Genomic DNA, 23,183 nt, shown 5'->3' with positions numbered 1-23,183 from the left:
GACCATGTGGCCCACGCCCCGCTGGGCGCCGCGCGCGCTGGCGCGCATGATGTTGCCGCTGCTGGCGGCGTTGTGCGCGTGCGCGCTGGCCGAGCAGCCATACCCGCAATATCCACCCGGCTTCGGCCCCCACCCCGAGCTGCCCGAACCGTCCCGCTCCCTCATCCCCACGGTCGCCGTGGCCCCGGTCGCGCGCTGGCAGGAGAATGAACGCCCGGTGCCGGCCGCCGGCTTCCAGGTGCAGGCCTACGCGCGCGGCCTGGACCATCCGCGCTGGCTGGCCGTGCTGCCCAATGGCGACGTGCTGGTGGCTGAAACCAACGCACCCGCGCACGCCAACGACGGCCACGGCGTGCGCGGCATGATCACGCGCCACCTGATGAAAAAGGCCGGCGCCGGGGTCGCCTCGGCCGACCGCATCACCTTGCTGCGCGGCGTGGGCGCCGATGGCATGGCGGCCGAGCGCACGGTGTTCCTCGACCAGCTGGCATCGCCGTTCGGCATGGCGCTGGCCGGCAACCACCTGTACGTGGCCAACACCAACGCGGTGCTGCGCTTCGACTACCGGGACGGCCAGACCAGCATCGTCACGCCCGGCACCAAGGTGCTCGATCTGCCGGCCGGTCCGCAAAACCAGCACTGGGCCCGCAACCTGCTGGCCACGCCCGACGGCCGCACGCTGTATATCGCCGTGGGTTCCGGCAGCAACGTGGGCGAGAACGGCCCGCAGGCCGAAACGGGCCGCGCCGCCATCTGGCAACTGGACCTGGCCAGCGGCCAGAGCCGGCCGTACGCGACCGGCCTGCGCAACCCGGTCGGCATGGACTGGGAACCGCACAGCGGCCAGTTGTGGGTGGCCGTCAACGAGCGCGATGAACTGGGCGACGATCTGGTGCCCGACTACATGACGGCCGTCCACGACGGCGCCTTCTACGGCTGGCCCTACAGCTATTTCGGCGCCCACGTGGACCCGCGCCCGTCGCCCGCGCGGCCCGACCTGGTGGCGCGCGCCGTGGCGCCCGACTACGCGCTGGGCGCGCACACGGCCTCGCTGGGGCTGGCGTTCTACCGTGGCCAGCTGTTCCCGCCCAGCTACCGCGAAGGCGTCTTCATCGGCCAGCACGGCTCGTGGAACCGGCGCCCGCCCAGCGGCTACAAGGTGATCTTCGTCCCGTTCGCCAACGGCGCGCCGTCCGGCCCGCCGCGCGATTTCCTGATCGGCTTCCTGGACCGCAAGGGCACGGCCCACGGCCGTCCGGTGGGCGTGGCCGTGGCCCGCGACGGCGCGCTGCTGGTGGCCGACGACGTGGGCAACACGATCTGGCGCATCACGCCCAAGGCGCGCTGACATGGCCTGCCTTATGTGCGTCCCCGAACGGAGGCGGGGCTGCGGCCGCGTCATCATGACGCATCCCACGTTACACAGGAGCACATCATGAAACGCACAGGAACGGCGGTCTGGAGCGGCGACCTGAAGGGCGGCGGCGGCCGGGTGGCGACCGAGAGCGGCATCCTCGACAACGTCTCGTACGGCTACCACAGCCGCTACGAACACGACGCCGGCACCAATCCGGAAGAACTACTGGGTGCGGCCCACGCGGCCTGCTTCACGATGACGCTGGCGGGGGAACTGGCGGCGGCCGGCATGAAACCGCGCAGCCTGATCACGACGGCCACCGTCTCGCTGGGCAAGGTCGGCGATGACTACCAGATCGGCTCGGTGCACCTGAACCTGATCGCGTTCATCCCCGGCGCCAGCCAGGCCGCGTTCGAACAGGCCGCGCTCAAGGCCAAGCTAGAATGTCCGCTGTCGCGCGCGCTGAACGCCCACATCACGCTCGACGCGCGGCTCGATCACTGAACGCCGCCGGGCGGCCCCCGGCATGGTTGCGGCAAAACGCATAAAATGCGGCTTACTCTCCACCGTCAAGAAAGACCACCATGCGTATTTTGCACACCATGCTGCGGGTAGGCGACCTGCAACGTTCGATCGATTTCTACACCAAGGTGCTGGGCATGAAATTGCTGCGCACCAGCGACAACCCGGAATACAAGTACACGCTGGCCTTCCTCGGCTACGGCGCCAACCCCGAGCACGCGGAACTGGAACTGACCTACAACTACGGCGTGAGCAGCTATGAGATGGGCACGGCCTACGGCCACCTGGCCATTTCGGCCGACGATATCGTGCGCGCCTGCGAGGCTGTCAAAGCCAATGGCGGCCATGTGACGCGCGAGCCGGGGCCGGTGAAAGGCGGCTCGACCGTGATCGCCTTCGTGACCGACCCGGACGGCTACAAAATTGAACTGATCGAGCGCCAGTTCGACGGCGCCGGCGCCGGCCTGTAAGCCGGCCCCGGCCCGTCCGGGCTGGCCTGCGGCGCCTTAGTGCGCCAGCAGGGCGTTGACCGTGTCCAGGTCTGCCGGCTTGAGCGAGCCGGCGGCCGCCTTCAGGCGCAGACCGGCCATGATGGTGTCGTAACGGGCCTTGGACAGGCTTTGCTGGGTCGAGTACAGCAGCTTTTGCGCGTTCAGCACGTCGATGTTGATACGCACGCCGACCTGGTAGCCGAGCTTGTTCGAATCGAGCGAGGACTTGCTCGACACTTCCGCCGCCTCCAGCGCCTTCACTTGCGCCAGCCCGCTGTTGACGCCCAGATAAGCCTGGCGCGCGCCCTGCGCGGCCGCGCGCTTGGTCGCCTCCAGGTCGTTGCGGGCCTTGTCTTCCAGCGCGATCGACTCGCGCACCTTGCTGGTCACGGCGAAGCCGCTGAACAGCGGGACATTCCACTGCACGCCGATCGAATTGTTGTTGGCCACGCTACTGTTGGTCTGGTTGCTGTGCGCGCTGCTGGCCACCAGGTTGACGGTCGGATAGTGGCCGGAGCGGTTGCGCTCGATGTCGCGCTTGGCGATCTCCAACTGCAACTGGGCGCCCACGACGGCGTAGTTCTGGCCCTCGGCCGAGCTGACCCACGGCTCCATGGCGGCCGGCTGCGGGCCGGCGATGGTGACGCCGGAGCGCAGCGGCGCCAGGTCGGCCGGCGCCTGGCCGACGATCACCTGAAGCGCCGTGCGCTTGTTCTCGAGGTCGTTGATGGCGGCGAACTCCTGCGCCACCACCAGGTCATAGGCGGCCTGGGCTTCGTGGGTGTCGGTGATGGTCTGGGTGCCCACCTCGAAGTTGCGCTTGGCCGAGGCCAGCTGCTCGGTGGTGGCCACTTTCTGGGCCTGGGTCGCGGTGAGGAAATCCTGCGCCGTGAGCACGTCGAAATACGCCTGCGCCACGCGCACGATCAGGTCCTGCTGCGCCTGGGCATAGCTGGCCTCGGCGGCCGCCTGCACCAGTTTGCTTTGCTGGTATTGCTGCCAGCTGGCCCAGTTGAACAGGGGCTGGGTCAGCGTGACCTGGTAATTGTTGACGTGATAGTCGTTGTCGCGCTTGGGCGCGGGATCGATCTGCAGATCGCCGGTGTTGCGGCTGTTGGCGCCGCTGGCCGAGATGAACGGCAGCAGGCCGGCCCGGCCCTGGGTGATGCGTTCCTGCCCCGCCGTCAGGCTGGCGCGGGCGCCGGCGAAGGTCGCGTCGTTGGCCAGCGCCTGCTGGTACACCTGGACCAGATCGGCCGCCTGTGCGTTGAACGTCATGAAAGCGCTGGCGATCAGCACGGCGATAAGGGGTCTCTGCATTGCGTTCTCCGTGGGAGTCATCAAAAAAAGTTAATCATATCAAAAAGACACCATTCGTTGCCGCCGAACCCAGCGCCGCGTCGCCGCGGCCCGGTCGTGTGTTGCTAGTACTTGGGCATCGCGTGGTCGACCTGCACGGCCCAGGCGTGCACGCCGCCGGTCAGGTTGCTCACCTTGCCGAAGCCGTGACGCTCCAGGAAGGCGGCCACCTGCAGGCTGCGCGCGCCGTGGTGGCAGATGCACACGATGGCAGCATCCTCATCGAGGTCGTCGATGCGGGCCGGGATGGTGTGCATGGGGATCAGGGTCGAACCGGCGATGCGGCACGTCTCGAATTCCCATGGTTCACGCACGTCCAGCAGGAAGGGGCTGGGGCGGGCCTCGTCGGCCAGCCAGTCGGCCAGCTCCAGCGCGGTCAGATGCTGCATGCTGCCCCGCTCAGAACGTGAAATGCGAAGGCGCCGACGCTTTGCTCAGCAGCTTCACATTGGTTTCAAACAAAGTCTTGGTGTCGTAGCCGGCCTCGCCCGTGCGGGTGATCAGCTGCGCCTTCATCAGCGGTGCTTCGCCGATGATGGCCACCAGGCGGCCGCCGACCTTCAGCTGCTGCAGGAACGCCTCGGGCAGCGCGGGCAGGCCGCCGGAGATGACGATCACGTCGTAGGGCGCGCCCTGGGTCCAGCCGTGGGCGCCGTCGCCCAGTTCGACCGTCGCATTGGTCACGCCGTTGTCGGCCAGGTTCTTCTCGGCCAGCGCCTTCAGTTCGGGGTCGATCTCCACGGTCGTCACGTGACGGCCCTTGTGCGCCAGCAGGGCGGCCATGTAGCCGCTGCCGCTGCCGATTTCCAGCACGTTCTCGTGTTTTTTCAGTTTAACTTCCTGCAACAAGCGCGCTTCCAGCTTGGGGGTGAACATGCTCTGGCCGCCTGGCAGCGGGATTTCCGTGTCGACGAAGGCCAGGTTTTTGTGGGCGGCCGGCACGAAATTCTCGCGCTTGACCACCACCAGCAGGTCCAGGACGTCTTGGTCCAGCACATCCCAAGGGCGGATTTGCTGTTCGATCATGTTGAAGCGGGCTTGTTCGATATTCATCTTATGACTCGGTGGAAAAAGAATAATCCGTCATTTTATCGTTGATCTGGCAAGGAAGGCACATGTTAACGAGAAACCTGACGGGACGCGGGAAATTGCGACAGTCTGCAGTTTGAGGGGGTTGAAGTGGCCAAATCGGCCCGCCGGATCGGTGCGCACGGGCATCAGGCGGCATTGGCGGCGGGCGGCAGCAAGCCGTTCAGGGCCATGTCGATGAACGCCGCCATGTACGCTTGCGGGTCCAGCGCCGACATGTCGCAGGGCAGGAACGAATGGGTCCACATCATCAGCATCAGCACCGGGGCCGTCAGCACGGGGGTCATCACCTCCGGGTCGAGCGGGCGGAATTCGCCGCGCGCCACGCCGCGCACCAGCACGCTGGAGATGAGGCGGTTGCCGCGCTCGATCACCTCGACGTTGTAGAACTGGGCCAGGTCGGGGAAGTTGTTGGCCTCGGCCATCATCAGCTTGGTGATGCCGGCCAGCTCGGTGGCGCCGATCTGGTCCCACCAGCGCATCAGGATGGCGCGCAGCAGCTCGCCGCTATGGCCGTCGAATTCGGCCACGGTCTGCTCGGCCGCGCCGATGGCGTTCACAATGTGATCGCGCACGACTGCCTTGAACAGTTCTTCCTTGTTCTCGAAATACAGGTAGAGCGTGCCCTTGGACACGCCGGCGCGGCGCGCCACGTCCTCCAGCCGGGTGGCCGCGAAGCCGCGTTCGACGAACTGGCCCAGCGCGGCGGCCAGCAATTCCTGCGGCCGCGCATCTTTGCGCCGCTCCCAGCGGGGCTTGGGTTCGGGTGGGGCTTGCATAGGCATCCAGTTTTAACTTACTTTCAAGTCATTAATATAGACGGGCCTGCCGTCAGCGTCAAGCCGGGGGCATGACAACCGGCATGGCGGAATGTTCTATGCACAAGAATCGGCACAATATTTACGCATTGTACAAAATTCTGTACCATGAACATGCACTGACCACCTGCCGAGAACAAAGGACCAATCCCATGAACATTTTCACTTTCAGCGAGGCGCGCGCCGGGCTGAAGGCGGTGATGGACGAAGTCTGCAATGACCACAATCCGGCCGTCATCACGCGCCAAAACGGGGAAGCCGTCGTCATGTTATCGCTGTCCGATTTCAATAGCATCGAGGAAACGCTGTATCTGCTCGAATCTCCGAACAACGCCAGCCGTCTGCTGGCTTCGTTCGAGCAATTGAAAGCCGGCAAGGCCAGGAAACGGGAGCTGGTCCGCGATGAAGCATCACAAGGCAAGTAGCAAGGAGCAAGCCCGGCAAGCGGCCGTCGCCTTCACCGACATTGGCTGGGAGGACTACCTGCATTGGCAGGAGGCGAACCCCAAGCTGGCGGAAAAGATCAACGAACTGATCGATGCCATCATGGCGGACCCGTTCAAGGGTTTGGGCAAGCCGGAACCACTCAGAGGTAATCTGACAGGCTTGTGGTCGCGCCGGATCGACCGTGAACACCGCCTGGTGTACATGGTGGAAAACGATACGGTGTATGTGGTCGCATGCCGCTACCACTATTAGCGACAGAACGTGGAAGGCGCCCGCGCGCGCAGGTTGCTGCGGCGATTTAACCACGGCGTGACAATTGAGGAGATTTCCTCGCCCCCTCGCGTAGCAAACTACCCAACATTGGTATTGATTCATCTCAATACCCATGTATTCTTCGACTGCGCCTGCGCACTTGTAACGGGAAATTGGCGATGAGATTCTGTACGGTAGCGACTGTCATCGTGGCGACGCTCGGCCTGGCCGGTTGCTCGACGCCCATCGTCACCCAGACCAATGCCTTCGTGAACGCCGGCGCCACCATCGCGCGCACGGTCGAGACGTCGCAGCAGAACAATCTGGACCAGGAGAACGGCCAGCGCGCCTCCATGCTCGCGGCCAATTACGTGGTCAAGCCGGTCAGCAACCCCGAGCGCCCCGGCGATGGAACCTTCCCCGGCTTCGTCGAGGGCAACGGCCAGTGCGACCTCAAGGGCCGGATCTACCTGCGCTATGTGTACACGCCGGAACGGCCAGCCGAGCCATTCCTGCAGGATAAGCCGACGCTGGACATGCTGAAACAGACCAGCTTCTGGTCGCCCCGGCTGGCGGCCCAGTGCGGCGCACTGCAGCGTTGCGAACAACATCCGCAGGCCGCCAATTGCAACACGACCTGTTACAGCACCGACGAGCGCGCTTGCATCGACGCCATCAGCACCATGGTGGCCAAGGAAAAGGATGGCGCCAAACGGGACGCCATGCTGCCCGTCGCCATGACACTGGGCGTGCACGCCTATCCGCTGCAGGTGCCGATCGAGGCGCGCGCCAGCCTCGACGCGCTGCTGGCCTTCACCAGCTACCTGCACCTGCTGCAGGCGGCGGCCGTGCCGCAACCGAGCCGGCTCGACCGGGCCATGGGCAGACTGGGCGGCGACCCGACGCAATCGGTGGCCGACAACGCCAGCACCCTGGCGCAGAACGTGGTGTCGCTGCGCACGCGCTACAACAACGCGCAGCAAAAGGCGCCGTTCCTGCCCAAGATAGGCGGCGTGTCCGACACCAGGCTGACCACGCAACTGGGCGCGCTCGGGCAATTGCTGTCGGTGCTGAACGAGATCAGCAAGACCGAGACGTCGGCCCGCCACATCGAGGACATCCTGCTGGAGAACGTCAACGCGCAAGGCGAACGCGCCAGCGGCGAAGGCACCCGGCCGCGCTACCAGGGCATCGACCAGGCCATCACGGAGATCGGCACGGCGCTGGCGGTGCAACTGAACAACACGCTGGCGATCCAGACCATCACCGCGCTCAACATCCGCGACATCTACGGCGCCCGCTTCACGCAGTCGCACTCGATGGCGACCCGGCTGGAAACGCTCAAGGCGCTCGATGATTTCCCCTTGGTCAGCATCGCCGACTACAAGGCCGAGCAGGAGAACGTGGGCAAGCAGTTGCCGGCCACCATAGCGGCGCTGATCGCGTCGCACGACCGGCTGGTCGAGATGATCGTCGATCCCTCGTCCGACGACCGCAAGAGGGCCTTCGTCAGCGGCGTGCAGAACCTGAAGACGGTCGTGCAGGCGCTGGCGGCCACGGTGTCGGCGTTCAAGTAAGCGAGGGAGCACCATGACCATCACCCTTTCCGACCTCAGCAAGGACATGGCCAATCTGGCGGCGGCCTTTGGCGCCCTGGCCGCCTCGCCCCAGCCTCCGTTCACCAGCGCCGACCAGGCCCATCTGGCCAGTTGCGCGGGCACGGCCGTGCAGGCCACCACCCACCTGGCCATCGTCGGCGCAGGGGGCGGTGTGAAGAAGTCCACCGCGCGCGCACTGGAGCAGTGCCACGCCGACGCGATCGCCGTCACGGCCAAGCTGACCGCCGTGGGCAATCCACCATCGCAGGTGGCGGACACGGCGCAACAACTGTTCGAACAGGCCAAGAACGTCACCAACGCGGCTTACGCGATCGCCTGATGCAGCGGGCCGCCTCGCGCGCGGCCCCATACCACATCAGAACATCAGAACACCTTGACCACCCGTAGTTGCGTGAAGTCGCCGTGCTTGGCGTTGCGCGACGACGTGGTCGTCATGTATTGCAGCGTCAGCGCGGCGTCGATACCCGGGACCTTGGTGGTGAAGAACATCCCCGCGCTGTTGGAGCGGAAGCGGCTCGCGCCGAACGGGTTGTTGTCGTCATCCTGGTACTGGCGCAGATACACGCCGTGCACGCCGAGAACGCCCACGGCCGTCTTGTAGCCGGCCGCCGCTTCGACGCTGACCCAGTTACCGCTGCGCAGTTCATTGTCCTTGTTGCGGGTATTCAGGCCCACCGACACTTTGGTCGCCAGTCCGATGTCGGCCGTCGGCAGCCAGGCCAGTTGCAGCGCGGGCCGCAGGGTGTAGTAGTTGCCGGTGCTGAGATGCGGCCCGGGGCTGGTGTCGTACTTCCCGGTCGGCAGCACCACGCTCGCACCGGCCAGCACGTGCACCTGCGCCCCGGTGTACAGCCAGCCCGCTTGCAGCTCCACGTCGCCGATGCCGGTCACTTCGCCGCTGAAGTCGGCCGACTGGGCGGCCACCTGCCCCTGGTATTGCGCCCCGAACTGCGCCTGCACGGCCGATTGCACGGGCGCCGGAATGGCCGCGTTCCAGTTCAGCGCCGGCGTGCCGGCGGTGATGTTGACGTCCTGCTTCTTGCGCCCGTACGGCACGTCCACCACGAACGCGAACTGGCCGCCGGCATACCGTTCGGGGGTGATGTAGCCGATGGCGAGATCGACCCGCGTCATCGGGCCGGTGGCGTCGAAACGGGCGGTGCTGGTGCCGTAGGCGGGATACAAGGCGGCAGGCGTCGGGGCTGGCAGCGGCACCACGCCGCCGGGCAGCGTGGTGGAGATGGCCTGGCCATCGTTGCCGGTCACTTTGCTGACGCTGATGTGGGTGACGGCGACGCCGCCGGCCCACCCGGCCTGGTCGGGCGGCACGAACATTTCGCCGCCCAGGCTGCCGGCCATGTTGTAGCGCGGCTCGAATGCTTCGGCCGCGTGGGCCGGGACGCTGCCGGCCAACGCGCCGCACATGGCTGCGGTGGCGGGGATGGCGCGCATTGCGGCCGTTTTAAAATCGATCATGCTGGTCTCCTCGTTGTTATGGTTTGTAGTGGTACTGCCTGTTGCCTCTTATCGTGTCCGCCGCATGCGCTAACCCATGCGGGACGTCCGCAAATGCGCTGGTTGCAGGCCGGGCGCCGCCCGCGCCACGCCGAGCAAGGCCAGCGCCTCGCCGACGATCGCGTCGGCCTGCGCCAGCGGGCCGTCGTGCAGCACCGTGCGGTCCGGCCGCACCACGGCCAGCCAGCCCACCGGCGCCGCGCCGGGCACCAGACAGTCGCTCATGTCTTCCCACGATGGCTCGCCGTCCACCGCCACCTGGCCGCGATGGCGCAACTGCAGCGTGGTGCCGCCGGCTTGCGCCCAGGCGGCCTGCAGGCCGGCGGCCAGCACCGTCTTCGGATCGCAGCCGAAGCCCACCAGCGCCAGCCTCTGCCCCAACGCCTCGTCGCTGAGCATGAACGGCTGGCCGGCGCCGCGCCGCACCAGTCCCTGCGGGAACAAGCCGCCGCGCACCAGCCGTGCATCGCGCGCGCATGCCTTGAACAGGCCGCGCCCGAACCGGCTCGGCGGCTTGATCTTCAAGTCCTGGAACAGCGCCCGTGTGGCCGGCAGCAGCTGCATCAGCGACATCAAGCCATGCACGCCCAGCGCCGTCAGGCGGTTGCGCGGCATGACCAGGCGGCCCATCAGCAACGCCAGGTTGACGATGGACTTGGCGTGCGGACGGCGCTCCATGTCGTAGCTGTCGAGAATGGCCGGCGCCGCGCGGCCCTGCACCACCCAGGCCAGCTTCCAGCACAGGTTGGCCACGTCGCGCAGGCCGGCCACCAGCCCCTGACCGATGAACGGCGGCGTGATGTGGGCCGCGTCGCCGGCCAGGAAAATGCGGCCGCGCGAGAAGCGGTTCACCACGCGCGCATGGAAGCGGTAGACTGCCGTGCGCTCGATGGTGATGTCCTCCGGCCGGCACCAGGGCTTGAGCAGTTCGCGGATCTTTTCGGGGCGCTCCATCTGCTCGCGCGTCTCGCCCGGCTGCAGCATGAATTCCCAGCGCTGGCGGCCGCCCGGCGCCACCATGTGCGGCGTGGGCCGGCGCGGATCGCACATGAATTCGATGTGGTCGATCGGGTTCGGCACGTTCAGCGCGTCCACCACCAGCCAGTCCTGGGTGAAGGTCTTGCCGTGGAAGTCCATGCCGGCATGACGGCGCACGAAGGAATTGGCGCCGTCCACGCCGACAATGTAGCTGGCCCGCACGCGCTTTTCCTGGCCGTCGGCCAGCCGCAGGCGCGCCTGCACGCCCTGGTCACGTTCCTCGAAATCGATCAGCTCCGCGCCCAGTTCCACGTGCACCTCCGCGCGCGCTGCCAGGCGCGCGCGCAAGGCCCGCTCGAGTTCCGGCTGGTAGAACGTCACCAGCCTCGGATGGCCGTCGATATGACCGGCCGTGTTGGCGCGCGCGTAATTGCCGAACAGGGGGGAATGCATCTGCACCTTGGCGATCGCATGGGTGGCGAAATCGCCCTCCTCCAGGCCCGCCATCTGCAGGATGCGCAAGGCTTCGTTGTCCAGCGCGATGGCACGCGGCGCCATGAAAATATCGCTGCTCTTGTCGATCGCCAGCGTGCGCACGCCGTAGCGTCCCAGCAGGTTGGCAGCGGCGGCGCCCACCGGGCCCAGGCCGACCAGCAGCACGTCGACGACGTCGGGAATAGTCTGTTTCATCATTGGTCTTTCGGTTGCGGGAGGGAGTGGACGGGACGTCATGCGGCGGGCACGACATCGATGGGCAGGCTGAAACGGCCCAGCAGTTCAAGCACGCGCACCTGATGTGGCACGGCGCACGTGACCAGCGCCACCGTGCCGCGTTTGACATCGGCGCGCACGCGCACGCTGGCTTCGATGCCGTGTTCGCGCAGGATGCGTTCGAACACGTGCTCGGCGGCGCGCATGCGCAATTCCGCCTTGGCCACCTTGCCCACGGCCGTCAGCACCATCTGCGGCAGGATGGCGACGCGCACCGGCGCGGCGGCGCGCTCGGGCACCAGGCCGGTGGCGGCGTCCACCAGTCCCTCCGGCGTGGCCGTGGCGCCCGGCTTGAGCGTGACGTAGGCCACCGGCAGTTCGCCGGCGTGGGCGTCGGGCTGGCCGACGGCGGCCACCATGGCCACGGCCGGATGGCGCAACAGGGCGTCCTCGATCATGGCGGGGTCGATGTTGTGGCCGCCCCGGATGATCAACTCCTTGGCGCGCCCGGTCAGGTGCAGATAACCATCCTCGTCGACGTAACCGAGATCGCCCGTGTTGAGCCAGCCCGGCTTGAGCCAGATGCCGCGGTTGTCCTGGTCGCGCAGATAGCCCGGGAAGATGTTGGGGCCGCACACGCCGATGACGCCGATCTCGCCCACACCGCAAGCCTCGATGGCGTTGCCGGCGCTGTCGATGCGCCACGCCGCCAGTTGCTGGTGCGGCAGCCGCAAGCCAACCGTGCCCAGGCGGCGCCCGCCATGCACCGGGTTGACCGACGACACGCAGGCGCCCTCCGTCAGCCCGTAGCCTTCGCACAGCGGGATGCCAGCCGCCGCCTCGAAGCGCCGCGCCACCTCGCCCGGCAGCGGCGCGGCGCCGCAGAAGGCGTAGCGCAGCGAGGAGATGTCGGCGCCGTCCAGCGGCAGATTGGCCAGCGTGGCGTAGACGGTCGGCACGCCGCTGAAGCTGGAGGCGCGGAAGCGCTCGACCAGCCGCCAGAAATTGCTCATCACGTTCTTGCCGCGATAGCCGGCCGGCGTCAGCATCACCACCTCCCAGCCGCCGCAGAACGCGGCCAGGCCGGTCACCATCGCGCCGTTGACGTGGAACAGCGGCAGCCCGCACAACACCACACTGGGGCGCGGCTCCAGCACGTTGAGCATCCAGGCCACGAAGGTCTCGTTCAGGTGCGTGTGCATCGCCACCTTCGGCAGGCCGGTGGTGCCGCCGGTGTGGAAATAGGAACAGATGTCGGCGCCGCCGATATGCCGTCCCGAGGCCAGCATGTCGTAGCGCTCGCGTTCGAGCGCGGCGTCGAAGCCGATCACGGCGACGTCGCGCCGGGCCGGCCGCCGCGCCTTCGCATACAGCGCCTTCAGCAGCAGGCGCTTCGGCAGGCTGACGTAGGATTCCGCGCTGACCACGAAAACGGTGCGGATGGAGGGGCAACGATCGACCACCGCCACCGCCTTGTCCCACAGGTCGCTGTCGGGCACCGGGGCGAAAGCGACCAACGCCTCGGCGCCCGTCTCGGCGACGATGCTGGCGATGTAGTCCACCTCAAGCATCGGGTTGACGGGACTGGCGATGCCGGCCGCCTGCGCGCCCAGTAGCGCAAAGTGCATCTGCGGCAGGTTGGGCAGCAGCAGGGTGACGGCCTTGCCCTTGTCGATGCCGGCGCGGTGGAAGGCGTTGGCTGCCTGCGTCACCCGCCGCTTGAGCGTGCGGTAGTCGACGGTGAATTCGGGCGCGTCCACGTCGCCCGTGAGGACGAAGCGCAGCGCCGTCTGGGCGGGATGGCGTTCGCACACCCGGCACAGCAGGTCGTAAGTGTTCTGCGCCGGCAGCTGGTCCTGCCATGGGGTTTGCTCGAACGTCAGAACGTCGTGCAGATCGCGGATGCCGGCGCTGTAGCGCGCTTCGGCTTGCGTGTTATCGGGCATGTTGGTCTCCTGGTTGTTGTGATGGCGTTGCTGCGGGGCTTACGACGGGATCAGCACGGCGCGGCCGGGCAGACCTTGCTCAACGTGGCGGTGCGCCATCGCCGCCGCGCCCAAGGGATAGCCGGTGCAGGCCGGCGGCGGCAGCCGGTGCGCGCACTGCCCCAGCGCGGCATACAGCCGGCGTTCGGGGCGGAACACGGTCCAGGCGTAGCGCGCGCCAGTCGGCGCCAGCGCGCGCATGCGCCGCTTCTGGCGCAGCGTGGCAAGGGCGCCGCCCAGCAAGCCTTGGCGGTCGACGTTGGCGAGCATGGGGTGGACCGTGGTGGCGTGGCCCAGCGCGTCGGGCGACAGCAGGCGCAGTAGCAGCGCTTCGTCGTCCCAGTTGGCGAAATTCAGGGTCGCGGCGTAGCGGCGCGGCAGATCGTGCAGGGACTGGCGGTGGCGGTCGATCACGGTCGCGGCGCCGGCGGCCTGGCAGGCGGCCAGCCCTGCCGCGCCGCCCACGGCCGTTACCTGCGCGCCCATCTCATGCAGCAGCCACGTCGCCAGCAGCCCGACACCGCCGGACGCGCCATGCACCAGCACCTCACGTCCGCGCAGCGTGTCGGCCGTGATGCCGGCATCGGCGATGGCGCGCGACGCGGTCAGGAAGTTGTAGGGCAAGGCGGCCAGCGCCAGCAGGTCCACACCCTCCGGCTGCCGCAGCGCGTGCTCGGCGCGCACGATGACGTGGCTAGCGTGGGTGCCGGCGCTCGATGGCGGCTTGGCGCCGAACACGGCGTCGCCCACGCGCCAGCCGGTGACGCCGCAGCCCAAGGCGGCCACCGTGCCGGCGAAGTCGTTGCCAAGCACCAGCGGCATGCGCGCCGCGCCCATCAGCGCGAACAGGCGGCGGCCGTAGCCGGCGCGCCGCCGCACGTCGATGGGATGGACGGCGGCGGCCTGCACCCGCACCAGGATCTCGCCCGCCTTGGGCGCCGGACACGGCAGGCGTTGCAGGCGCAACATGGCGGCCGCGCCGAAATCGCCCGTCGTCACGGCCAGCAGTTCGGTGCTCATGGCGCGACGATCCGGTTGCGCTGTTCGCCCAGATCGAGGGCGCCGTCGTCGGTGCGGATCGATGCCGTCATCGTGTCGCCGGGCCGCAGGTAGGCGGCGTTGCGCAGTCCTTTGCGGATGAACATGCGCCACTTGCCCTGCTCCGACAGCAGGTGACGCGCCACCCACATCGCCAGCCGGTTCGGCGCGCGCGCCGCGCAGCCGGCCGGCGTGCCGGTGGCGATCAGGTCGCCGGGGCGCAGGTCGTGCAGCGCCGACAATTCCGTCAGCGTCTGGTGCGGCTTGAACAGCATCTCGCCGCAGTAGGCATCCTGGCGCGGCTGACCGTTCACTTGCAACCGCATACGCAGTTGCGGCCAGTGGCGCCACTCGTCCGCGCTCAGCAACAGCAGGTAGGGGCCGGCCGGACCGAAGCCGCGATAGCTCTTGCCCTTGTAGAATTGGGCCTGCGGCAGTTGCACGTCGCGCGCCGACACGTCGTTCACGATGGTCACGCCGGCCAGCCATTCGTGCAGCTGGTCGGGCTGGACCACCGTCGCGCGCGTGAGCGGGCGGCGCATCACCAGACCCAGTTCGACTTCGTAATCGAGCAACTGCACATGGGCCGGGCGCACCACGTCGGCGTGGGCCGAGGTCAGGCAGGACGAGGCCTTGGCGAAGATCGTGTTGAAGCCGATCTTGTCCGGGTCCATGCCGGACTCGCGCACATGGCTGGCGTAATTGATGCCCTGGCAGATGAACTGACGGTCATCGGTGACGGGCGACAGCAGCGTCACCGCGTCCAGCGCCAGCGCCGGCGTTGCTGCGCCCGGCGCGAGCGACCGCGCCTCGTCCATGCCGTCCTGCACGAAATCGGCCGTGCTGGCATAGTCGCGCGACAGCGGCGCGATACGCCCGGCGTGCACCACGCCCCACCCTTGTTTGCCGCCATGCGTGTAGCGGACCACTTGAACTGCCATAGATTTCCCCCGGTTGAATGAAGATGGGCTGCGCGATCACAGCCAAGGACGCGGCTGCGACATGGCGCGGCCGAGCAGCTTGAGCCGCTGCATGCTCAGGCGTCCGCTGCGCAGCAGCCTGATGACTTTGAACAGGGTGGCCAGATTGCGCGGCGCGCCCATGGACTTGGGCACGTCGTCGCCCCAGGCCCAGATGCTCGACATCTCCAGCGGCACGTAATGGGTCTCGTGGCCGGCGGTGAACACGTCGCCGTCCGTGTAGTGCTCGAACTCCATGCCGTCCGGGTCGTACCAGTAATCGAACAACTGGCTCCCCAGCACGTGGCGGCCGATGCCCCACATGTGCCGGTGGCCGTTGGCGCGCAGCACGTTGTGGCCCTGGCCCAGCGCGTCGAGGTCGACCACCTCGTAGGCGCTGTGCTCGTATTTCTCCTCGATGCCGCCGGCCAGCACGAAGCTGTGGTGGTCGGCCGGCGTGTCGCCCAGGTCGAGCCGGAAGAAGCACAGGTTGGGCGTGCCATCCTCGAGGTACTGGACGTCGGTCGGAATCAGGCCCAAATAGCGCATGTACCAGTCCGCCATGTCGCCGAACGCCGTGGTCTGCAGCACCACGTGGCCCAGCTTGGCCACGGCGGCCGGCTCCAGCGGCGGCCGGACCGTGGCGTTCACGCGCAGCGTCATATCCGGGCCGTTGGTGAGCGGATGCAGGGGCGCGCGCAGCGGCAGCGGCGCCAGCGCTTGCTGGCCGGTGATCAGCCACAGCAGGTTGCCGGCCGGGTCGATTAGCTCGACCCCGCTTCCGCCGCCGGGAATGGCGCCGGGCGGCAGGCGGCGCGCCCCGGCCTGCGTTGCGGCCAGCGCCAGTTCGGCCTCGCCGGCCACGGTGAAAGCGGCGCCCAGGTAGCGCGAACGGGTTCCCGCGTGCGCCATGTAGATGCACGGCGCGCCGCCGGCGCCACGCATCAGCAGCCGGTCGACGCCGCGCGACACGGCACGCATGCCGAAGTCGGTGAGGAAGGCTTCCACGGAACCCAGATCGGGCTTTTCGAACATCAGGAACGCCAGCGCTTGCGCCTTGAGCAGCGCAGCCGGGCGGGTCAGCTGTTGCACGCCGGGTGGCCGCGCGCTTTCCGGGTGGGCGATTGGCACGCGCAAGGCGGCGGGGGATGGGGCAGGCATGGTGTCTCCTCGGTGGCAAGGTGGTGGATTGCGATGGCCTTGATCGGCGTCATTTTTTTCTCGTTTGACTGACATTATCGTTAGGCTGACGTTTATGTCAATCTATTTTTTGGGTATAATTCCGCTGGCCGGCGCTGCCGGCGACGGCAACGGCAACGGCAGGCTTATTGGAGAGGGCGGCGATGGGTGAGGAAGTCCAGGTGGACAGGCGGACACGTGTTGCGGCGGAGCGACGCGAGCGCACCCGCGCCAAGCTGCTCGAATGCGCGCTGCAAGTGTTTTCCCGCAAAGGTCCGCAGGCGGCCGTCATCGACGATGTGCTGGCCCTGGCCGGCATGTCGCGCGGGTCGTTCTACAACTACTTCCGCACCAACGAGGAATTGCTGGTGGCCGTCGCCAGCGAGACGGGCAACGAACTGCTGCGCATCATCGATCCCGTGGTGCAATTGCACGACGACCCGGCGGCCCGCATCGCCTGCGGTGCGCGGCTGGTGATGCAGACCGTGCGCGCCTATCCGCTGCTGGGCGAGTTCCTGGCCCGGCTGCCGATGCCGGACGCGGAAAGCCAGCTGATCGGCGTCGCCTTCCTCGCGCGCGACCTGGAGCAGGGACTGGCGGCGCAGCGCTTCCAGGCCATCCCGGCGCGCGTGGCGATGGATTTCGTGGTGGGCGTGCTGTTCAGCGCGGCCCGCTCGTTAGCGCGCGGCCAGCATCCGGCCAGCTATGCCGACGCCATGGCGCAGGCCATGTTGCAGGGCCTGGGACTGCCGCAGGACGAGGCGCGCCGCGTGGCCACCCTGCCCTTGCCGGCGATCGCCATCGACGACAGCTCCATCATCCGCGCCGCGCGCCCTGTACCGGCCAACGCCCCGGCAAGCGCGCCAGCCTAAGTACACCAAGCACACTGCGCACACCAGGCACACGGGCGCGGCGCGCCGGCGTGCCCGTCTGTTGCGAAAATGCCCCCGCGTCGTTGCGCCATGGCGCGACCAGCTGCGCTACACTAGCTGACCACCCCGTGACGGCCAGACCGATGATCGCCAAGAACCTGCCCGAACTGATCGCCCTCAAGCGCCTGATCGACGAAGGCGGGAAGCACTTCGAGGTGTCCACGCCGTGCGCGGTGGACATCGACGGCCGCCAGTTCCCCGTCTACACGCTGGCCATCGGCAATCCCGATCCGGCCGTGCCGGCGCTGGGCTTCTTCGGCGGCATCCACGGTCTGGAACGGATCGGCACCCAGGTCGTGCTGTCGTTTCTGGAAAGCCTGCTGTCGCGCCTGCGCTGGGACCGCACGCTGCACCACCAGCTCGACCACATGCGCCTCGTCTTTATGCCGCTCGTCAACCCGGGCGGCATGTGGCGCGCCACCCGCTGCAATCCGCAGGGCGTGGATCTGATGCGCAACGCCCCGGTGAACGCGCTGGAGAAAGTCCCGTTTATGCTGGGCGGCCAGCGCTACAGTGCGCGCCTGCCTTGGTACCGGGGCACGCCGGGCGCGCCGATGGAACCGGAAAGTAGCGCCGTGTGCGCGCTGGTGGAGCGCGAACTGCTGTCGCGCCCGTTCAGCATGGCGCTCGACTGCCACTCGGGCTTCGGCCTGCGCGACCGCATCTGGTTCCCGCACGCCCACACGGCCACGCCGATTCCGCATCTGGCCGAGATCGGCGCGCTGGAAGAACTGTTCAGCCAGAGCTATCCCAACCACAACTATGTGTTCGAGCCGCAAAGCCGCCAGTACCTGACCCATGGCGACCTGTGGGACTACCTGTACCTGAACGTGGAAGGCGCCGGCGAACGCACCTTCCTGCCGCTGACGCTGGAGATGGGCTCGTGGGCCTGGGTCAAGAAAAACCCGCGCCAGCTGTTCAACCGGCTCGGCATCTTCAACCCCACGGCCACCCACCGGCTGCAGCGCGTGTTGCGGCGTCACCTCGTGTGGTTCGATTTCCTGATGCGGGCCGCCGCCAGCCATGGCCACTGGCAACCGCAGGGACTGGCCCGCAAGGCCCAGCAACGGCGCGCGCTGGCGCGCTGGTACGACTGATGGGCCGCTGGGTCCTGCTGCGTGGCCTGATGCGCGAACAGCGCCACTGGGGCGACTTTCCCGCCCAACTGGCGCAGGGACTCGACGGCGCCACCGTCATCACGCCCGACCTGCCGGGCAACGGCAGCCGCCATGCCGACGCCAGCCCGACTTCGGTGGCCGCCATGGTCGACGCCTGCCGCGCCCAGTTGCGGGCCGACGGCCAGCCACCACCCTACCGCCTGCTGGCCCTGTCGCTGGGCGGCATGGCGGCCGTGGAATGGGCCAGCCGTTATCCGGATGAGATAGCCGCTTGCGTGCTGATCAACACCAGCATGCGGCCGTACAGCCGCTTCCACCAACGCCTGCGCTGGCGCAACTATCCGGCCATCGCCGGCCTGCTGCTGCGCGGCGGCGTGGCGCGCCAGGAAGGCCTGATCCTGCGCCTGACCAGCCGCGACGCCCACGCGGACGATGGCTTGCTGCAACGCTGGATCGCCTACCAACACGATCATCCCGTCAGCCGCGCCAACGCGCTGCGCCAGTTGTGGGCGGCGGCCCGTTTCCGGGCGCCGGCCAAGCGTCCCGACGTGCCCATGCTGATCCTGTCGGGCGCGGGCGACCGGCTGGTGGCGCCGTCGTGCTCGCAGCGGCTGGCGCAAGCGTGGGCCGTGCCGCACCGCATTCATCCCAGCGCCGGCCATGATTTGCCGCTCGACGAAGGGCCGTGGGTGGCGCAAGCCGTTGCGCAATGGCTACGCGCGGGCACGCAGGCCAGTGATGGCGGGCAAGCGGAGGTTGTCTTGCCTGCCACCGATCGCCAGACAGCCGGTCAAAGCCGGGTAGAATGACGCCTCACGCCGCGCCTGCCGCCGGACTCTTTCCTCTGAACACGTATGACTTTGCCAACCTCCGCCATCGCCTGCCGTCCCGGCTGTGGTGCCTGCTGCACCGCGCCCTCGATCACCAGCCCCATTCCCGGCATGCCCAACGGCAAGCCGGCCGGAGTACGCTGCATCCAGTTGAGTGAGGACAACAGTTGTCGGATATTCGGGCGGCCAGAGCGCCCCGCCTTCTGCGCCGGCCTGCAACCGTCGGCTGAAATGTGTGGCGACACACGCGAATACGCGATGCTGTGGTTGTCCACGCTGGAACGGGCGACGGCACCGGCCCGTTCCTGAACCTGCGCAAGGTCAAGGCGGCCCCTCGCAAGGCTCGACAGCCAGGGGGGAGCCCGGCGCCCATCGCAGCCCGGCAGGCGTATCATGGCGATAAGCACGAGAAGGAGGCCATCATGGAACGCGAACGGGCAAAGGCCGGCGATACGGTGCGGCCTATCGGCTGGCATCGCCGCATGCTGGTGATTAAGACAACAACCGGCCTCACCGGCATGAGCGACGACGACGACGTGCTGTGCCGCTGGCTCGACGACCACGGTGAGCACCAGCAAGTATTCAAATCCGGCCAGCTGGAAGTGGTCACACCGGGCGCGCGCGCCCACAATCCCGGCATGCGCACCGTGCGCTGAATTTGCACCGAATTTGCACTAAATAACCGCTCCCTCCCCCGCGCGCCGCCGCCCCGGCGCCATTTTTCCCACCCGATTTGCGCCCGATTCAGAATGGCGGCACGCCGCCATGGTAAGCTTCGTGCCCGCGCAGCGCTGGCGCCCGCGCCGGACACCATTTCCACCATTAAATTAATTCGACATCTAACGATTATTCATGGATATCATTCTCGCGCTCAAAGCCCTCATCATGGGCTTGGTTGAAGGTTTCACCGAGTTCCTGCCCATCTCCTCCACCGGCCACCTGATCCTGGCCGACAGCCTGCTCAACTTCGCCGGCATGGAAGAGAAGATGAAAGTGTTCGAGATCGTGATCCAGGCCGGCGCCATCTTCGCCGTGTGCTGGGAATACCGGGCCCGCATCGCGGCCGTGCTGAGCGGCCTGTTTAGCGACCGCAAGCAGCAGCGCTTCGCCATCAACGTCTGCATCGCCTTCCTGCCGGCCGCCGTGCTGGGCGTGGCGTTCAACAAGGCCATCAAGGCCGCACTGTTCAAACCCGTGCCGGTGGCGCTGGCCTTCATCGTCGGCGGCCTGGTGATCCTGCTGGTCGAGCGTAGCGAAGCGAAGAACCCCGGCATGGCCCGCATCACGTCGGTGGACGACATGACGCCGCTGGACGCCATCAAGATCGGCCTGGCCCAAGCCTTCGCCCTGATCCCCGGCACCAGCCGCTCCGGCGCCACCATCATGGGCAGCATGATGTTCGGCCTGTCGCGCCAGGTGGCCACGGAGTTCTCGTTCTTCCTCGCCATCCCCACGCTGCTGGGCGCCACCGTCTATTCGCTGTACAAGGAACGCGCGCTGCTGTCGGCCGCCGACCTGCCCCTGTTCGGCATCGGCTCGGCGGCCGCCTTCGTGTCGGCCTTCCTGTGCGTGCGCTGGCTGCTGCGCTACATCAGCACCCACACCTTCACCTTCTTCGCCTGGTACCGCATCGTGTTCGGCCTGGTGGTGATCGCCACCGCCCATTACGGCCTGGTGCAGTGGGTGGACTAAGCTAAACCGGAATTCGCATCATGACCGACACCAGCACCCGCGCCCTGCACCTGCTGCAAACCGTTTTCGGCTACCCGGCCTTCCGTGGCCAGCAGGCCGAGATCGTCGAGCATGTGAGCACCGGCGGCGACGCGCTGGTGCTGATGCCCACCGGCGGCGGCAAGTCGCTGTGCTACCAGATCCCGGCGCTGGTGCGCGATGGCGTGGGCGTGGTGATCTCGCCGCTGATCGCGCTGATGCAGGACCAGGTGGACGCGCTGGCCGAGGTGGGCGTGCGCGCCGCCTTCCTCAATTCGACCCAGACCTACGAGGAAGCGAACCGCATCGAACGCCTGGTGCGCACCGGCCAGATCGACCTCGTGTACGTGGCGCCGGAACGGTTGATGACGGAGCGCTGCCTGAACCTGTTCCAGGATTCGAAGATCGCCCTGTTCGCGATCGACGAGGCGCACTGCGTGTCGCAATGGGGCCATGACTTCCGGCCCGAGTACATCAAGCTGTCGGTGCTGCACGAGCAGTTCCCCAACGTGCCGCGCATCGCGCTCACGGCCACGGCCGACCAGCAGACCCGCGCCGAGATCGTGCACCGGCTGCAGCTGGAGGACGCGATGCAGTTCGTGTCCTCGTTCGACCGCCCCAACATCCGCTACCAGATCGTCGAGAAGGCCAACGGCCGCAAGCAGCTGCTGGACTTCATCACCGGCGAGCATGGCGGCGACAGCGGCATCGTCTACTGCCTGTCGCGCAAGAAGGTGGAGGAGACGGCCGAATTCCTCAACGAGAACGGGGTGCGGGCGCTGGCCTACCACGCCGGCATGGAGCACACCAAGCGCGCCGCCAACCAGGCCCGCTTCCTGCGCGAGGACAACATCGTGATGGTGGCCACCATCGCCTTCGGCATGGGCATCGACAAGCCGGACGTGCGCTTCGTGTGCCACCTCGATCTGCCGAAAAGCATCGAGGGCTACTACCAGGAGACCGGCCGCGCCGGCCGCGACGGCCAGCCCGCCAGCGCCTGGATGGCCTACGGGCTGCAGGACGTGGTGCTGCAACGGCGCATGATCGACGAGTCGGAGGCCGACGAGACCTTCAAGCGCGTGCTGGGCATGAAGCTCGACGCCATGCTGGGCCTGTGCGAGACGCTCAGCTGCCGGCGCGTGCGCCTGCTCGACTACTTCGGCGAGGCGGCGGCCCCGTGCGGCAACTGCGACACCTGTCTGATCCCGCCCGTGTCGTTCGACGGCACGGTGCCGGTGCAAAAATTGCTGTCGGCCGTGTACCGGGTCGATCAGCGCTTCGCCGCTGGCCACGTGATCGAAGTGCTGCGCGGGGTGGAGACGGAACGCATCAAGACCTGGCACCACGATTCCCTGTCCGTGTTCGGCATCGGCGCCGACCGCAGCGAGCAGGAATGGCGCGCCATCCTGCGCCAGGTGATCGCGCTGGGATTGGTGACGGTGGACCACGAACAATACAGCTCGCTCAAGCTGACCGACGCCGCGCGGCCCGTGCTGAAGGGCGGGCAGAAGGTGCAGCTGCGCCAGTACCAGAAGCCGGTCAAGCAGAAGCGCCCGACCACGGCCTCCAAGGGCTATGTGGAGAGCGACCTGTCGCCGCGCGAGCAGGCCATCTTCGACAAGCTGCGCTGGTGGCGCGTGGAGACGGCGCGCGCCCACAACGTGCCGGCCTATGTGATCTTCGTCGACGCCACGCTGCGCGAAATCGCCAAGGCCCGCCCCACTTCGCTGGCCGAGTTGCGCGGTGTGTCGGGCGTGGGCGAGAAGAAGCTCGCCTCCTACGGCGACGAGCTGGTGGCGATGATCGCGGAGATGGACTAAGCCGCGCCGGCGCCCCGGTCGGCCGGGTGGTTGACGCCATCGTTGGTGGGCACGGGCCCCAGCGCGAACGGATCGACGCCCTCCAGACAAGCCACGTTATAGCCATACTGGTGGGGGTTGGAGCGGCGCTGATGGTGGGTGTAGATGCCGCAGCGCGAACAGAAATAGTGTTTTGCCGTGTGGGTGTTGAACTGGTACAGCGTCAGCGCGTCCGCGCCCTGCACCACGCGCAGCCCGGCCAATGGCACGGAGCCGGCGATGGCGCCCCGGCGCCGGCACATCGAGCAATCGCAGCGGCGCGGCTCGACGATACCATCGGGCAGGTCCAGTTCCAGCACCACGGCGCCGCAATGGCAACTGGCCCGGTGCACGGGCAGGATGGCGGTGCCGCCGACTTGCTTGATCATCCGTTCAGTCTCCTGGTGAGTGGCCGATTCAATGCTCGATGTTCAAT

25 protein-coding genes are annotated in these 23,183 nt (G+C 67.5%); 14 read left to right on the top strand and 11 right to left on the bottom strand.

The features are described from left to right. The first annotated feature begins 4 nt into the window (after positions 1-4). The 3 genes from AC1RQG_RS14050 (at position 5) to gloA (ending at position 2,349) form a co-directional block, all read left to right on the top strand. Positions 5-1,348: a PQQ-dependent sugar dehydrogenase gene (locus AC1RQG_RS14050; protein ID WP_493132316.1), complete on the top strand. Its 1,344-nt coding sequence runs from the start codon at positions 5-7 to the stop codon at positions 1,346-1,348. Between the two features lie 87 nt (positions 1,349-1,435). Beyond that, positions 1,436-1,861: an OsmC family peroxiredoxin gene (locus AC1RQG_RS14045; RefSeq protein WP_493132314.1), complete on the top strand. Its 426-nt coding sequence runs from the start codon at positions 1,436-1,438 to the stop codon at positions 1,859-1,861. A gap of 80 nt (positions 1,862-1,941) precedes the next feature. Continuing rightward, positions 1,942-2,349: a lactoylglutathione lyase gene (gene gloA, locus AC1RQG_RS14040; RefSeq protein WP_493132312.1), complete on the top strand. Its 408-nt coding sequence runs from the start codon at positions 1,942-1,944 to the stop codon at positions 2,347-2,349. A 36-nt stretch (positions 2,350-2,385) separates the two neighbouring features. Here gloA and AC1RQG_RS14035 read toward each other — a convergent pair whose 3' ends face one another. The 4 genes from AC1RQG_RS14035 to AC1RQG_RS14020 all read right to left on the bottom strand — a co-directional run bounded on the left by AC1RQG_RS14035 (position 2,386) and on the right by AC1RQG_RS14020 (position 5,597). Further along, positions 2,386-3,690, bottom strand: a complete 1,305-nt coding sequence (locus AC1RQG_RS14035; RefSeq protein WP_493132310.1) for a TolC family outer membrane protein — start codon at positions 3,688-3,690, stop codon at positions 2,386-2,388. A 104-nt stretch (positions 3,691-3,794) separates the two neighbouring features. Beyond that, positions 3,795-4,118, bottom strand: coding sequence for a rhodanese-like domain-containing protein (locus tag AC1RQG_RS14030; protein WP_182219060.1), 324 nt, complete (start codon positions 4,116-4,118; stop codon positions 3,795-3,797). Between the two features lie 10 nt (positions 4,119-4,128). After that, positions 4,129-4,782, bottom strand: coding sequence for a protein-L-isoaspartate O-methyltransferase family protein (locus AC1RQG_RS14025; protein WP_493132308.1), 654 nt, complete (start codon positions 4,780-4,782; stop codon positions 4,129-4,131). A 164-nt stretch (positions 4,783-4,946) separates the two neighbouring features. After that, on the bottom strand, positions 4,947-5,597 hold the full coding sequence (locus tag AC1RQG_RS14020; RefSeq protein ID WP_493132306.1) for a TetR/AcrR family transcriptional regulator: 651 nt from the start codon (positions 5,595-5,597) through the stop codon (positions 4,947-4,949). Positions 5,598-5,788: 191 nt separating this feature from the next. Between AC1RQG_RS14020 and AC1RQG_RS14015 the strand changes: the two genes are divergently transcribed. The 4 genes from AC1RQG_RS14015 (at position 5,789) to AC1RQG_RS14000 (ending at position 8,273) form a co-directional block, all read left to right on the top strand. Then, positions 5,789-6,061, top strand: coding sequence for a type II toxin-antitoxin system Phd/YefM family antitoxin (locus AC1RQG_RS14015; protein ID WP_493132304.1), 273 nt, complete (start codon positions 5,789-5,791; stop codon positions 6,059-6,061). Next, a complete protein-coding gene (locus tag AC1RQG_RS14010) occupies positions 6,039-6,335 on the top strand; it encodes a Txe/YoeB family addiction module toxin (protein ID WP_493132302.1) in 297 nt (98 codons plus the stop codon). The genes AC1RQG_RS14015 and AC1RQG_RS14010 overlap by 23 nt, the downstream gene beginning before the upstream one ends. 179 nt (positions 6,336-6,514) lie before the next feature. Beyond that, entirely contained in the window at positions 6,515-7,912 is a 1,398-nt protein-coding gene (locus AC1RQG_RS14005; RefSeq protein WP_493132300.1) for a hypothetical protein, read from the top strand. A 13-nt stretch (positions 7,913-7,925) separates the two neighbouring features. Further along, complete coding sequence (locus tag AC1RQG_RS14000; RefSeq protein WP_493132298.1) at positions 7,926-8,273, top strand: hypothetical protein; 348 nt, start codon at positions 7,926-7,928, stop codon at positions 8,271-8,273. A gap of 44 nt (positions 8,274-8,317) precedes the next feature. Here AC1RQG_RS14000 and AC1RQG_RS13995 read toward each other — a convergent pair whose 3' ends face one another. From AC1RQG_RS13995 to AC1RQG_RS13970, 6 genes are all read right to left on the bottom strand, one after another. After that, on the bottom strand, positions 8,318-9,430 hold the full coding sequence (locus AC1RQG_RS13995) for a transporter (RefSeq protein ID WP_493132296.1): 1,113 nt from the start codon (positions 9,428-9,430) through the stop codon (positions 8,318-8,320). Positions 9,431-9,499: 69 nt separating this feature from the next. After that, complete coding sequence (locus AC1RQG_RS13990) at positions 9,500-11,137, bottom strand: bifunctional 3-(3-hydroxy-phenyl)propionate/3-hydroxycinnamic acid hydroxylase (RefSeq protein WP_493132528.1); 1,638 nt, start codon at positions 11,135-11,137, stop codon at positions 9,500-9,502. 38 nt (positions 11,138-11,175) lie between these two features. Beyond that, positions 11,176-13,104 carry an acyl-CoA synthetase gene (locus AC1RQG_RS13985; RefSeq protein ID WP_493132294.1) on the bottom strand — a complete coding sequence of 643 codons (1,929 nt, stop codon included), beginning with the start codon at positions 13,102-13,104 and terminating at the stop codon, positions 11,176-11,178. Positions 13,105-13,143: 39 nt separating this feature from the next. Next, positions 13,144-14,163: an alcohol dehydrogenase catalytic domain-containing protein gene (locus AC1RQG_RS13980; protein WP_493132292.1), complete on the bottom strand. Its 1,020-nt coding sequence runs from the start codon at positions 14,161-14,163 to the stop codon at positions 13,144-13,146. Then, the gene (locus tag AC1RQG_RS13975; RefSeq protein ID WP_493132290.1) at positions 14,160-15,122 is read right to left on the bottom strand and encodes a fumarylacetoacetate hydrolase family protein; all 963 of its coding nucleotides are present in this window, start codon (positions 15,120-15,122) and stop codon (positions 14,160-14,162) included. Before AC1RQG_RS13975 ends, AC1RQG_RS13980 begins: the two co-directional genes overlap by 4 nt. 36 nt (positions 15,123-15,158) lie before the next feature. Next, the gene (locus AC1RQG_RS13970) at positions 15,159-16,301 is read right to left on the bottom strand and encodes a VOC family protein (RefSeq protein ID WP_493132288.1); all 1,143 of its coding nucleotides are present in this window, start codon (positions 16,299-16,301) and stop codon (positions 15,159-15,161) included. 182 nt (positions 16,302-16,483) lie between these two features. On the opposite strand from AC1RQG_RS13970, the gene AC1RQG_RS13965 reads away from it, so the two are divergent. The 7 genes from AC1RQG_RS13965 (at position 16,484) to recQ (ending at position 22,729) form a co-directional block, all read left to right on the top strand. Then, complete coding sequence (locus tag AC1RQG_RS13965) at positions 16,484-17,191, top strand: TetR/AcrR family transcriptional regulator (RefSeq protein WP_493132286.1); 708 nt, start codon at positions 16,484-16,486, stop codon at positions 17,189-17,191. Between the two features lie 143 nt (positions 17,192-17,334). Next, complete coding sequence (locus tag AC1RQG_RS13960; protein ID WP_493132284.1) at positions 17,335-18,348, top strand: M14 family zinc carboxypeptidase; 1,014 nt, start codon at positions 17,335-17,337, stop codon at positions 18,346-18,348. Further along, positions 18,348-19,178, top strand: coding sequence for an alpha/beta fold hydrolase (locus AC1RQG_RS13955; protein WP_493132282.1), 831 nt, complete (start codon positions 18,348-18,350; stop codon positions 19,176-19,178). The genes AC1RQG_RS13960 and AC1RQG_RS13955 overlap by 1 nt, the downstream gene beginning before the upstream one ends. 45 nt (positions 19,179-19,223) lie before the next feature. Then, entirely contained in the window at positions 19,224-19,508 is a 285-nt protein-coding gene (locus AC1RQG_RS13950) for a YkgJ family cysteine cluster protein (protein WP_493132280.1), read from the top strand. Between the two features lie 113 nt (positions 19,509-19,621). Continuing rightward, a complete protein-coding gene (locus AC1RQG_RS13945; protein ID WP_493132278.1) occupies positions 19,622-19,855 on the top strand; it encodes a hypothetical protein in 234 nt (77 codons plus the stop codon). A 196-nt stretch (positions 19,856-20,051) separates the two neighbouring features. Further along, positions 20,052-20,891, top strand: coding sequence for an undecaprenyl-diphosphate phosphatase (locus AC1RQG_RS13940; protein ID WP_493132276.1), 840 nt, complete (start codon positions 20,052-20,054; stop codon positions 20,889-20,891). 20 nt (positions 20,892-20,911) lie between these two features. After that, positions 20,912-22,729, top strand: a complete 1,818-nt coding sequence (gene recQ / locus AC1RQG_RS13935; RefSeq protein ID WP_493132274.1) for a DNA helicase RecQ — start codon at positions 20,912-20,914, stop codon at positions 22,727-22,729. Here recQ and AC1RQG_RS13930 read toward each other — a convergent pair. Next, entirely contained in the window at positions 22,726-23,136 is a 411-nt protein-coding gene (locus tag AC1RQG_RS13930) for a GFA family protein (RefSeq protein ID WP_493132272.1), read from the bottom strand. The two genes, recQ and AC1RQG_RS13930, sit on opposite strands and share 4 nt — an antisense overlap. Between the last annotated feature and the right edge of the window lie 47 nt (positions 23,137-23,183).

Source organism: Rugamonas sp. GW822-FHT03B10 (assembly GCF_058801745.1).
Note: the sequence above shows the minus strand (reverse complement) of the source record. Positions and strands in the feature narration are given on the sequence as shown.